This is a genomic window from Aquidulcibacter paucihalophilus (genome assembly GCF_002105465.1).
GTDB classification, from domain to species: Bacteria; Pseudomonadota; Alphaproteobacteria; order Caulobacterales; family Aquidulcibacteraceae; genus Aquidulcibacter; species Aquidulcibacter paucihalophilus.
The window spans coordinates 1-12215 of record NZ_NCSQ01000139.1 but is presented as its reverse complement, the minus strand read 5'-3'; the positions used below and the strand labels follow the sequence as shown (position 1 = coordinate 12215).

The 12215-nt window shown below is 55.1% G+C and carries 12 protein-coding genes; 2 read left to right on the top strand and 10 right to left on the bottom strand.

Going from position 1 to position 12215, the window contains the following annotated elements:
- Positions 1 to 62 precede the first annotated feature (62 nt).
- The 4 genes from B7364_RS08945 to B7364_RS18255 form a co-directional block, all read right to left on the bottom strand.
- Entirely contained in the window at positions 63 to 896 is an 834-nt protein-coding gene (locus B7364_RS08945; protein WP_106407597.1) for a sulfite exporter TauE/SafE family protein, read from the bottom strand.
- 171 nt (positions 897 to 1067) lie between these two features.
- Positions 1068 to 1718 (bottom strand): glutathione S-transferase, encoded by a 651-nt coding sequence (locus B7364_RS08940; RefSeq protein WP_085339651.1) that lies wholly within the window; start codon positions 1716 to 1718, stop codon positions 1068 to 1070.
- Positions 1719 to 1722: 4 nt separating this feature from the next.
- Positions 1723 to 2655 carry a class A beta-lactamase gene (bla, locus tag B7364_RS08935; RefSeq protein ID WP_085339650.1) on the bottom strand — a complete coding sequence of 311 codons (933 nt, stop codon included), beginning with the start codon at positions 2653 to 2655 and terminating at the stop codon, positions 1723 to 1725.
- A gap of 37 nt (positions 2656 to 2692) precedes the next feature.
- Positions 2693 to 3361, bottom strand: a complete 669-nt coding sequence (locus B7364_RS18255) for a TetR/AcrR family transcriptional regulator (RefSeq protein WP_085339649.1) — start codon at positions 3359 to 3361, stop codon at positions 2693 to 2695.
- A gap of 180 nt (positions 3362 to 3541) precedes the next feature.
- Between B7364_RS18255 and B7364_RS08925 the strand changes: the two genes are divergently transcribed.
- Positions 3542 to 4852, top strand: coding sequence for an efflux RND transporter periplasmic adaptor subunit (locus tag B7364_RS08925; RefSeq protein ID WP_198534142.1), 1311 nt, complete (start codon positions 3542 to 3544; stop codon positions 4850 to 4852).
- A complete protein-coding gene (locus B7364_RS08920; RefSeq protein WP_232780858.1) occupies positions 4849 to 7923 on the top strand; it encodes an efflux RND transporter permease subunit in 3075 nt (1024 codons plus the stop codon). The genes B7364_RS08925 and B7364_RS08920 overlap by 4 nt, the downstream gene beginning before the upstream one ends.
- Before the next feature lie 3 nt (positions 7924 to 7926).
- Here B7364_RS08920 and B7364_RS08915 read toward each other — a convergent pair whose 3' ends face one another.
- The 6 genes from B7364_RS08915 to B7364_RS08890 all read right to left on the bottom strand — a co-directional run bounded on the left by B7364_RS08915 (position 7927) and on the right by B7364_RS08890 (position 12036).
- Positions 7927 to 8328: a hypothetical protein gene (locus tag B7364_RS08915; RefSeq protein WP_085339647.1), complete on the bottom strand. Its 402-nt coding sequence runs from the start codon at positions 8326 to 8328 to the stop codon at positions 7927 to 7929.
- A complete protein-coding gene (locus B7364_RS08910; protein ID WP_157893619.1) occupies positions 8303 to 8911 on the bottom strand; it encodes a hypothetical protein in 609 nt (202 codons plus the stop codon). Before B7364_RS08910 ends, B7364_RS08915 begins: the two co-directional genes overlap by 26 nt.
- A gap of 507 nt (positions 8912 to 9418) precedes the next feature.
- A complete protein-coding gene (locus B7364_RS08905; protein WP_085339645.1) occupies positions 9419 to 10543 on the bottom strand; it encodes a glutathionylspermidine synthase family protein in 1125 nt (374 codons plus the stop codon).
- Positions 10543 to 10962, bottom strand: coding sequence for a hypothetical protein (locus tag B7364_RS08900; protein WP_085339644.1), 420 nt, complete (start codon positions 10960 to 10962; stop codon positions 10543 to 10545). Before B7364_RS08900 ends, B7364_RS08905 begins: the two co-directional genes overlap by 1 nt.
- A gap of 10 nt (positions 10963 to 10972) precedes the next feature.
- Positions 10973 to 11374, bottom strand: coding sequence for a DUF350 domain-containing protein (locus B7364_RS08895; RefSeq protein WP_085339643.1), 402 nt, complete (start codon positions 11372 to 11374; stop codon positions 10973 to 10975).
- Between the two features lie 35 nt (positions 11375 to 11409).
- On the bottom strand, positions 11410 to 12036 hold the full coding sequence (locus tag B7364_RS08890) for a TetR/AcrR family transcriptional regulator (protein ID WP_157893618.1): 627 nt from the start codon (positions 12034 to 12036) through the stop codon (positions 11410 to 11412).
- Between the last annotated feature and the right edge of the window lie 179 nt (positions 12037 to 12215).

Genomic DNA, 12215 nt, shown 5'->3' with positions numbered 1-12215 from the left:
TCACAACCCCATTTCTGTGCCATAGGTGCTGACGGGGAACACCTTGCTTGTCGTGGTGAGACTTAACTAAGCCCTTCATGGAGCATCATGGCTGATGTGACCAGAAGATAAATTCCAAAAGCGCGCTTAAGCATGACAGCATTGAGCGCATGGGCGGCACGCACGCCTAAGGGCGCGGTGAAGTAAGACATAGCTGCAATGGCCACAGCTCCCAGAATATTGATATAGCCAATGGAGCCCATGGGCAGAGACGCATGCCCCCAACCAATTATAGCAAAGCCGATGGCACCGGGGATTGCGATAATCGCGCCAAGCCCAGCGGCAGTTGCCACGGCGCGATGGATGGAACGACCGTAAGAGGTCATCACCAGAATGGCGATGGTGCCGCCTCCAATCCCCAAGAGGGCGGAGAAGCCGCCAAGGAAGGTGGCCAAGCCCGCCCGTAAGGGACCTGTCGGCATGTCGCGGGCGATCGGGTCTTTGCGCTCAAGAATCGGAAAGACAAAATGCAAGCCCATGATGAAAACGCCAGTGGCAAAGACCAGAACGAGCACTTGGCCTTTGACCGAGCCCGCCAGAACCAAACCACCCGCAACACCTAACACGATCCAAGGCGCCCAGCTCTTGAGAATTTCAAAGTCGACCACACCTTTGGCGGCATGGGCTTGGACAGAGCGCAACGAAGTGACGATAATGGTTGCAAGGCTCGTCCCCACAGCAACATGGGTAATCACACTCGGGTCCACGCCAAAACAATGATAGACCGCGATCAAAGCGGGTACGACCACAAAGCCGCCACCAATGCCAAATAGGCCAGCGGCAAACCCAGCCGTGAGTCCTGCCGCCATCAACGCCAAGACCAAGGGAATTTGAACCGCTAAGTCCCCCATATTCATCTAATGCCTTGCCCCACGTCGCATCGGAAATTCAATGTCCAGATAGCGCTATCACGCGATCGGGAGGGCAAAAGCAGGTATGCTCAAAATTTTGTGAGTTTTGGTGATTTCGCGTGTTGAATGAAGTTGGATTGCGCAGTCGCTGTTTAGTTTTGCTCAATCCATAGGCGATTAGGTGACAGGGTCGTCATTGAAAATGGGTGGCTGACCCGCTTCCCAAACCGGAAACTTCGTCATGATGCGGGCGAATAGGGCTCCATCACTCAAGAAGGCAAGCCAATTTCGAAGCCGTTCTAAAGGGACTTGCTGAAACCAAACTGGATCAACAGCTGCAAACTGGCGCACAAAAGGAAATAGGCAGATATCGACCAAACTGGCAGACTTTCGGACCAAAAATGCAGAATTGGCAAGGCGCGCTTCCAAGTCCATTAGAATTTCTAAGCCCTGCGCGCGTGCCCTTTCCATGGGTATTTGATGGCGCTGGGGGTACTTATACTGATCCAAGAAAGTCTTAAACGGCCCATCATTGCGATCTACGAGCGCCATTTGCTCTGGCCCCCAACCTTCTAGCCAGTGCTCTGGATCCTGAAGGGTGAGGGCATATAGCATGATATCACGGCTTTCCTCGAGAACCTGCCCGTCCGGCAAAAGCAGGACAGGAACGGTGCCTTTGGGAGAAATAGCCAACATCTGTGGCGGCTTTGCCTTTAGAGAGACTTCGCGGACCTCATAGCGCAGGCCTGAAACCGCCAACGCCAGCCGCGCCCGCATAGCATAGGGGCAACGGCGAAAGCTGTAGAGGATAGGATAGGCGGGCTTCATGGCTTTATGCGAGTGCCCAGCGCGCGGCGATGCGACCAACTTCTGCGAGCACGGCCTGAAATTCATCGCGGGTTTCGCCATAGCCGATGAGGGTATTGAAATAAGCAGCAATCAGGATGGGAGCGCGACCAGGCGGCCACACGATCGCGACATCATTATATTTGTCGGTCATCCCTTCACGCATCGCGGTTCCCGTCTTGTCTCCCGCCTTCCACGCTGCTGGCAGACCAGCCCGAATACGCTTGAGGCCTGTCTGGGTTTCAATCATCCAGCCAACCAATAAATCCTTCGAGGCTTGAGACAGATAATCTGTTGTCAAATAGCGGGCGATGAGCCGCACCATCGCCGCAGGTGAGGTGGTGTCACGGGGGTCACCGGCAGTTACATGGTTCATCATCGGCTCGTAGCGGTCCAAGCGCGTAACCGCGTCGCCCGCGGCCCGAAAGCGCTGTGTCATGCCCTCAGGCCCACCCAATTCAGCCATCATGAGATTGGCAGCGGGGTTATCGCTGGTGATTTGCGCGGCTTTGGCCAAGTCACCAATCGTCATACCGCCAGCACTTAGATTGGCTCCTGTCACGGGGGCATGGGCGACCATATCGGCCGCTGAATAGGGGATAAATTGATCAAGCTTGCGTGTGCCGGCATCGACATCGCGCAAGACTTCTGCAGCCAGCGGCAATTTGAAGGTCGAACACAGGGCAAAGCGCTCATCCTGTCGATGGCCAACAAGTTCGCTGGTCGCAGTATCAAGAAGAGCCACACCAAGCCTGCCTTGCGATGAGGCCTCCAGGGCTGCCAATTCGGCGGTCGGGGCTTGACGGGCTGCTGCCTGAACCGCCGGTGCGGCGCAGGCAGACAGAACGGGAAATGCGAGCGCACTGGTTAGCGCAAAGCCCATGAAAGCCCGACGGTCGCTGTGGGGAATTGGTGTCATCTCTCACTCCTCAAGCGCATGCCGCGGCGCCGAGCCCCTACGCCTTGTTCTGATAGGCTGCCAAAATGATTTCGACATGGAAGTCAATCATGGCCTCAACATCGCCCCATGGAAAATCAGGCCGTGCCAATAAAAGGGCACAGAGACCATGCATGCTTGCCCAAAGGCTCTGTGCTAAGTGATCGGTCGAGCCCTCGCGGAGATGACCTTCTAGCTGCAAGAGTGCGACTTCATCTCTGAAACTTGCAAATGCTTGCATCCCGGGCAGAATATCTGGGTTGAAGGCTTCCACTTCGTGCATCGGGCCTTCCAACATGAAGGCGATGCGATAGGCCGCCCCTTGATCGAGGGCAAAACCAATATAGCCGCGTATCATGGCTTCAAAGCGGGCCGGGGCGGGAATATCGGCCGAGCGAATTCTACCAATTAAGCTTTCCAAGCTTGAGAAGGCCCGTGCCGACAATGCATTGGCCAAAGCTTCCTTGGTCGCGAAATGGGCGTAGAGACTGGGTTGGGAAATGCCAACGGCATTCGCGATCATGCGCGTCGAGGTCCCAGCAATGCCATAGGTCAGAAACAGTCGCGAGGCATGATTGAGAATATCCTCACGCCGATCTGCCCCCTTTAGCCGGTGCACCGCAGCGCGCGGTGCATCCGCCGGGGCGCTTGTAGGCAGCTGAGCAGATTTTTTTCTGTAGATTGTCACTTTCCCTCTTGACCTCTTCGAGATTTACGCCATCCTATCACTGATAGGTTACTAGTCCAACTGAAATTCTCCTCCCCAGTACGGCAAAAAATGACCAAACAAAAAAAACTGAAGTACGACCTCTCCCAACGGGGAGGTCATTCCCTTAAACTACGCCTCAGTCTCTTGGCAGGCGTGGCAATGATTCTATCTGCTTGTGGCAATGGGGCGGATAAATCAAAAGCAGCAGATCCAGTTTTGGTTGAAATCAAGCGCGCACAAAGCGTCAATGCTCAAACTGAGATCGTTGCCACAGGCTCCTTCCGGCGGGAAAAAGAAATCGATTTGTCTTTCCGCATTGGCGGGGTTTTGCGCGAAGTCAATTACCGAGAAGGCCAATTGGTTGAAAGAGGCGTCGTGGTTGCCAGTATCGACCCCACGCAAGTGGAGGCCCAAATTATCCAGGCGCAAGCCCAAGCGATGCAAGCCACTGCTGGCATTGGCCAAGCCGTCGAACAAGCCCGTGCCGCAACTTCTTCCATCGCTTCTGCGCGGGCAGGCCAGGCGCAAGCCGAAGCCAATACCAGTCGTGCTGCGGCGGCCTTGGCACAGGCACAGGCTGACCTTGCCAATGCGCGGCGCGATTATGATCGTGACGCCACTTTGGTTCAAAAGGGCTTTGTTTCCGAAGCACGCTTGGACGCCCGCAAGACACGTCTTGACGTGGCAGAAGCCACCGTTCGCTCGGCAGAAGCTGGCTTAAGTGCTGCCCGCCAAGGTGCCGTCGCAGCCAATGCCGGCATCACCCAAGCCCAAGCCAGTGCTGGGGCTGCACAAGCGGGTGTTCAAGCGGCCTCAGGTCGGGCGCGTGCCGCCGAAGCAGGTGTTTCTGCTGCTGCCTTTGACCGCCGCTGGGCCAGATTGATTGCCCCAGTTCGCGGCATTGTTCTAACCCGCGTTGCAGAGCCTGGCGAGATTACCGCACCCGGCCAACCGATTTTGACCGTTGCGGACGAAGACTCACCTTTGATCTTACGCACCCCAGTTTCGGATAAGGATGTCGCCCGTATTCAGGTTGGCGATTCAGCAGATGTCTATGTGTCAGCTTTAAGCAAGACCCTCAAAGGCGTTGTCACCCGCGTCGCAGAGCGTGCCGATCCCCGCACGGGGGCGTTTGATATCGATATTGCTGTTGAAGGTGGGGGCGAGGTGAAAACCGGTTTCTTTGCTGAAGCCCGCATTAAGGCCAAGACAAGTGCAACGCCTTTGCCTGCCAGCAATGAAGTTCTGGTTCCAACCGAATCCTTAATTGGCGTCACCAATGGCAAGGCGAGCCTCTATATTCTCAATGGAGACCAAAAGACCGTGCGTCTTGTCAGCGTCGATTTCATTCGTTTGGAAGGCAATCAAGCCTTGGTTCGAGGCATTCCGGCGGGCGTTGGCATTGTGACTTCCGGCGGGGCTTATGTCAGCGATAAAGCGCAAGTCTCGGTCGTTGAGGCAAAGTCGTGATCGCCTCCAAGTTCAATCCAGCGCGCTTTGCCGTCGAACGGTGGCAATTCACCCTGCTGGCCTTTGCCCTCCTAGCGCTTCTCGGCCTCAACGCCTTCCAGTCCATTCCACGTTCGGAAGACCCTCACTTTCCCATTCCCATCGTTATCACCAATGTGGTTCTGCCCGGTGCTGATGCGAAAGATGTGGAAGAGCTTCTGGTTAAGCCAATCGAAGATGTGGTCGATGGCTTGGACGATGTGAAAGAAGTGCGCAGCTTTGCGGCGGACGGTGTTGCCACCATCATTGCCGAATTTGAGTGGAGCACCAATCCAGAGCGCAAATATGACGAAGTGATCCGGGAAGTGAACGCCATCCGCAACACACTTCCCAGCGGTATCGTTCGATTAGAGACCCGGCGAGCGCGAACGACTGAAACCAATATCTTGCAAGTCGCCTTGGTCTCCGACCTCGTTCCATGGAAGGATATGGAGCGAATTGCCGATGATTTGCGCGAAGAGCTGGATCGATCGCCCGGTGTCCGCAAAGCCGAATATTGGGGTGCGCCGCGATCAGAGGCACGTGTCTCGATCGATGCGGGTAGGCTTGCTGCCATGCAGTTATCGCCCACCCAAGTTGCTGATGCGCTGCGCAATGCGGGTGTCGACACCCCGATTGGGGCCATTCATGCAGGCGAACGTCGGTTCAATGTCAAGACAAAGGGTGCCTATAAGAGCCTTGAGCAAATCAAGGACGTGCCGATTTTTGCCAGTGCCAATCGTGTCGTGCGAGTCCGCGATGTGGCCGATGTCAGTTGGAACACCGCTGAAGCCAGCCATTTAACTTTCCTCAATGGCAAGCGGGCGATGTTTGTCACGGTCAAGCAACGCGACAATGTCGATGTGCAACGTGTTCGCGATGGCCTGGATAGCCGGTTGGACGCCTTCGAAAAGCGGCTGCCTGCGGGCATTAAATTGGAACGCGCCTTTGACCAATCGGTCAATGTCAATCATCGCTTGGGTAAACTTTACCGCGACTTTGGCATTGCTTTGGGCCTCGTCTTGATCACCCTGTTGCCTTTGGGCATTCGGGCCGGCTTTGTGGTGATGATGTCTATCCCGATGTCCCTATTGATCGGGGTGTTCTGGTTGCAGACAGCTGGCTTCACCTTAAACCAATTGTCGATCGCAGGCTTTGTGTTGTCCTTGGGGCTCTTGGTGGACGATTCCATCGTGGTGACCGAGAATATCGCACGCCGTATTCGCGAGGGCGAAGATCGGGTTGCCGCAGCCATCAATGGGACGGGGCAAATCGCAGTTGCGGTGTTAGGCTGCACCGCCACTTTGATGTTGGCTTTCCTGCCGCTTCTATTTTTACCTGAAGGGTCTGGTCAGTTCATCAAATCTTTGCCAGTCACCGTTCTTTTGACAATTGCAGCCTCGCTCTTTGTGTCATTGACGGTCATACCCTTTTTGGCCAGCCGCTTGCTGAACAAGCATGAGGATCCAGAAGGCAATCCCCTGTTGCAGCGGATCAATACAGGCATCCACCAATTCTATACGCCTATCCTGCATCAGGCATTGGCTAAGCCTTGGCGGGCACTGGCGATCATCTTCGCGATTTGCTTTACGTTCGTGCCCATTATTGGCGTGATCGGACAGAGCCTGTTTCCACCTGCCGGGATTCCCCAATTCCTGGTGCGGGTTGAAACACCGGAAGGGACCTCTCTTGCCATCACCCAAAAGGCGATGAATTTTGCCGAGAGCCGCCTAGAAGCCCGCAAAAAAGCTGGCGAAATCGATTGGTATATGTCCAACCTGGGGCGCGGCAATCCCCAGATTTTCTACAACATCTTCCAGCGCGAAACCGCAACCAATTATGCCGAAATCTTCGTTCAAAAGGAGCATTGGAAAGGCAAGAAGAGCGAGCAATGGATTGAAAAGCTCCGCAAGGATTTGACCGGTTATCCAGGTGCGCGCTTTACCGTAGAGGTGTTCGTCAATGGCCCCCCCGTGGAAGCGCCAATTGCGGTGCGGGTGTTTGGTGAAGATATCGACCAGTTGCAACAACTCTCGCGCACAGTCATGCTTTTAATGGAGTCGACGCCCGGCGTCCGCGACGTGGTCAATCCGCTGCGCCTCGACCGTTTGGATGTCGACTTAGGTATAGACGGGCAAGAAGCCGCGCTTTTGGGTATCCCTGCTGGCCTTGAGAAGCGGGTCGCAAGACTGGCTTTGGCTGGGGAAACGGCCGGCACCTTCCGAGATAATCGGGGTGAAGACTTCCCCGTTGTCGTGCGCTTGCCGACCGCAGGGCGCAATGTCTTGGCCGATTTGGACCGCATCTATGTGCCAACCAATGCCGGTGGCTCTGCCCCCTTGGCTTCCTTTGCCGGCCCCAAACTTGTGGCAACGCCAGCCTCCATCACCCGCGTTGATCGCGAACGTGTCGTCACCCTGACTGGCCAGACCGCTGATGGCTTCTTAACAGCAAGTGTCACCGCTGACCTCCTGAAGCGGATCAATGAAGAAATCAAACTTCCCCCCGGCGTCCGTATCGAATTGGGTGGTCAAGCCGCCGCACAATCGGAGAGCTTCTCTGGGCTGGGGGCTGCCTTCATGATCGCCCTATTTGGCATTCTAGCCGTTCTGGTGCTGGAGTTTGGTAAGTTTAAGACCGCCATTGTGGTTGCAGGCATCATCCCGCTTGGGATTTTTGGAGCCGTGGCAGCCTTGGGCCTGACGGGCAATTCATTGAGCTTTACCGCCACCATCGGCATCATCGCCTTGATCGGGATTGAGATCAAAAACTCTATCCTCTTAGTCGACTTTACCGAGCAATTGCGCCGCGAGGGCGTTGGCTTGATGGAAGCCATTGAGCGAGCCGGGGAAGTGCGCTTCTTGCCGGTCCTATTGACCAGCGTCACGGCCATCGGGGGGCTTCTGCCCTTGGCGCTGGAGCAGTCTGGCCTTTATTCACCCATGGCGATTGCCATCATTGGCGGCCTGGTCAGCTCAACCTTCCTATCACGGATTGCCACACCGGTGATGTATTATCTGACGGCCCGCAAGGAAGAGAAAATCGCGGTCTAAGTCTTAGCGCGAAGGTCGCCTGCCACGATAGTCTCGTTGTGGATAAGGTCTCGGGCTTGCTAGGCGCGCTGGCAAGAAGAACTCTTGCAACGACTTGGCCGCAATCAGCATCACAAGCATCCACGGCATGTCCATACTGGAGATCAGAATGCTCTCGGTGAAGGAGATTAAGGTGAGGGTGGCAAGAGCGCTGATCGCAAATAGGGCACCCGGTCCGCCATGTCGGATCCGAACCCGCGCTGCTATCCACGCCAGCGCCATACAGATCGTCAAGAGCACAGCGCCGGGCGTTCCGAGTTGAAGGACGACATCCCACCAAGATGAGTGGGCATTTTGTGGGAAGAAGCCCGTACCATCAGCGATCCACTGATAGGGACCATCAATTGAGGTCTGGTCCTCCCACACAGCATGAAAGCCATAGCCAGTTGTTGGTTTTTTTACGCGCAACATATTCGACTTCGCGCCACACTTCCGTCCGTCCCGTGAAGTCCGGCTTGCAGCCAAGCAAGCGAAAGACAGCTTCCTTGCCCCGTGTGAGACCATACAGAGTTGCGCTGCCAAGTAAGATTGAAGTCCAAAGCGTCGCAATCGCGACCCGCAAATCCCGTTGAACAAGCCAGCCTGTCACGAAGACAGCAAGGCCCATAAAACTCATCAAGATCGCTGTTTTTCCGGTTGTGCCGATAATCGCCACGAAGGACAACGGCACCAAGAATAAGCAGGGCCAATATTTCTGATTGGAAAGCGCCAAACTTAAGGACGCAAGGATGAGCAGGGCGGCATACATGCCCATGGCTTGCTTTTCTCCCCAAACGCCAGACCACGCGCCTTGAAGAATATCTGTCATTTGACCGATCGATGGCACCGCTATCGCAAGCCCGACCGATAGGACCATCAAGCTACCGAGGGCCAAAGTTAGGCGTGCCAAAATCTCTTCCCAGGTCAAATGCGCGGCAATGGCACAGGCGCCGATCAGACTGCAAGTCATGAAAGTGGAAGCACGCAGCGTCTCCAAAGGATCTGCGCTCCAAGAACTGGAGAGATATGCCCACAGGCACAGCGCCACGAAAGGAAAGACAAGAATCCCAACAGCTGCGGTTCGAAGCGGTCGTGTCACCGCCAAGCCCAACCCGATCATGGAGCCGACAGCCCAGACAATTCCAAGCCCAGGCAAGGGACCGCCATTAAATTTTATCGGAAGGCTGACAAAGACCTGTAAATGAATCAAAAAGAAGAGCAGGACGGCGCCGTCCAAAAACAAACGAGACCAAAAATTGGGGATCAACAAAGCCGTAGGCCCAGTTGCTTTTCGCGCTAGAGGACGAAACGTATCAGTCAAGCCTTTGTCTTTTCGAAAAGTTCATACTCACAACATCAGCCGAAAGATAAATTCAACCAATGCACATTCCTCAAATTACTAAGTCTTTTTCTTGTGAATATTTAGTAAAGCAAAATGAAGCCGCAGAAACTGGGACAGAATAATCCCAAGTTCTACTCACCCCTCCATTCGATGCGGGCGAAACTTTGCGCCAAGACCAGTGACTTTGTCTTGATCTTCCCGCACACCCACCCCGCATGCTTCCCCATCGATAATCCACGACCCGATAATGGGATACCAGCCATCAAAGCAGGGCAGGGGCTGATAGGCCTGATAGATACGCTTTTGGCTGGCGTAGGGGCCTTCGGGGGCAGGGGGCAGGCCCGGCACATCTATGAACTGAATATCAGAACCTTCCCGACCCAAAACGGGCTTAGACACACGCGGCCCCAGGGCAGGATCATTGTTAAAGCCTGCTGGCAAAAGATTGGGATGGCCTGGAAACAACTCCCACAAAATTGGCAATAAGCCTTTGCTCGACGCGATCACCCGCCAAGCGCTTTCCATCACGGCCAGATCAAGTTCCACCACGCGATCAAAGAAGGCCTCCTGCGCCATCCAATCCCAAGGATAAAGTTTGAACAAGGCTTGGACATAGACGCCTTCTGCATCGACAAAGCCACGACCATCAAAGCCCAATTCAGAAATCGGCGTCGGGATCGTCCGCCAACCCGCTTGATGGGCGACATCCTCCATATAGGCGATGGTCATACGGTCATCATCTTCTTCCAACATGCCGGCCAGCGTCAGTCGGCTCAGCCCCGATTGGTTTTTCAATTTGGCCCAGGCAGCAATCAGGGCCTCATGAATCGAGTTAAACTGGTCACAGTCAGGAAAGCGCTCCTTCAACCATTCCCATTGCAGCACGGCCGCTTCAAATAATGCGGTTGGCGTATCGGCATTATATTCCAACAATTTGGGGGGGTGGATACCATCGTAAGCCAGGTCCATCCGACCATAAACGCTGGGGTGGCCCTTGCGCCGACAGGCTGCCGCATAAGTGGCGAGAGCCTGAGGAATGCCCAGCTCATCAAAACGCTTCTTGGCAATGACATGATCGACCGCCTCGCCGATCATGTGCTCCAGTGCAAGGCTCGCCTCGTACAGGGTCTCGATCTGACTTTCGGAAAACACATAGGCGACCGTCTCGTCATAATAGGGATTGTCGTCGCGAGGCCACAGGCCAATGTCCTGCATGCGGGCCTTGATATTTGGTCTTGGTGCGGTGACCTCGCGCCGCATCAACCGCCCCTACTGGCATAGCTGCGCCCGGTTGCCCCAAAGCCGCCTCGCATCGTCTGCGTGGGGTGGGCGACGACTCCATCGGGAGAGGCAAGAGCCGCGCGGCCGGGTCCAGTTCGCGCAGGGTCAAAGGCGTAACCGGCATGGCGCCAAGAAGCCGGATAGGGGGGGCCACGAAAAAAGAAGACACCACCTGAACCAGAGCCATCACCCGATTGATAGGCTTCGCACGCCTCTTCGGAATAATCGGCAACGCACGCTTCTTTGCTTTGATACAGGTTGCGCTTTTGGGCTTCCCCCGCCGTGTCCATGCCGCGACGATCGGGCTGGCAAGAACTGACCGTCATGACGGACCCTACCGTCAGAAGCGACAGGATGACGATGGTTGAGGACCAATCGCGGGTCGTGGCTTTGGTCATTTCCGTGTCCTTAAGGCGTCATGCAAGCAGCATTGACCATGCCGATCGCAATCGCTGTGCCCGCTTTAACAATAGCTGCCGCCCAATTGTTTTCTTCAATAGCGGTATAGAGCTTGGGGAACATGACTTGGGCAATGAATTGTGCCCCGATCTGAGCCGCCAGCGCGATGGCGGCCCAAATGGCCGCTTCATAGAGTGCCGTTGAAACTTCAATGGCACGCGATAGGGCAATCGAAAATCCAACGACGGCACCCAAAAGCCCCAGTGCCGCCGCTCCATTACCAGCCCGGATCAGGGCAACTTCTTTATGGGGCGTAACCTGAATATAAATGAAGACAAAGATGGTCAAAAAGCCCAGCCCTGTCGTCAAATGTTTGGCAAATGCCCAAACGGGTCCGGCCAATTCCATCATGCTGTACCTCGAATTGAATCCTATATGAGACGCGCTTAAGTCGATTCTGAACTTTGTCGCCACAGACGATGGCGCTCTTGCGTGATGCGCAAACTGGCCAAGATCATATCGGAGACCATATCCTCCAATAGGTCAATGCTACATCCTGTTCGGTCAAGATAGGCTCCAGCCGCGCCGGTGATGCCGAGACAGACTTCAACCATCATGCGGGCCAAAGGTTCGCTTAAGGAATGATCCCCATTTACCCGGCTCAAAAGATAATCAATCGTTTGTTGTCGTCCCTCAAGCTCAATCTCGCTCGTGGCTTTGGCAATGGCGGGCTCGGCCATTAGACGTTCTATTAAAACACCTTTGGCCGAGATCTGATCCAGATAAGCCCGCGTTGTGACGCGCACCATGGTTTCAAGGTCGGTCGCCGTTTCAGCGGCCTTGATTTGTTGGACTTGGTAGGCTCGATTTTCCCGCATCAATAGCGCTTGCAGCAAGTGATGACGGCTCGGGAAGTAATTATAGACCAGCGCCTTGGAGACTTTTGCTTCCCGACCTACACGCTCCATCGAAACAGCGCTTACCCCCTCTGAGGTGACAAGTTGGGCTGTCACATCAAGGATCAGGTTCCGACGTGCCTCTGGTGCCATTCGGGTTCGATGATGAGGCGGCACGCGATCTCTCTTTGGCTAAAGATAAACGTGATACTCCATCGCATCTGCTTGGCCAACAACCTTGTTGTGATGAAACGGTTGATGTGCCTAGCCATTTTGTCTGGAACGCCGAGGTGAGGGGAGGCCCCAACACGTATTGCCCCGCGAGGAAAAGACCTCCGGGGGTTTGCCTTGTGCTT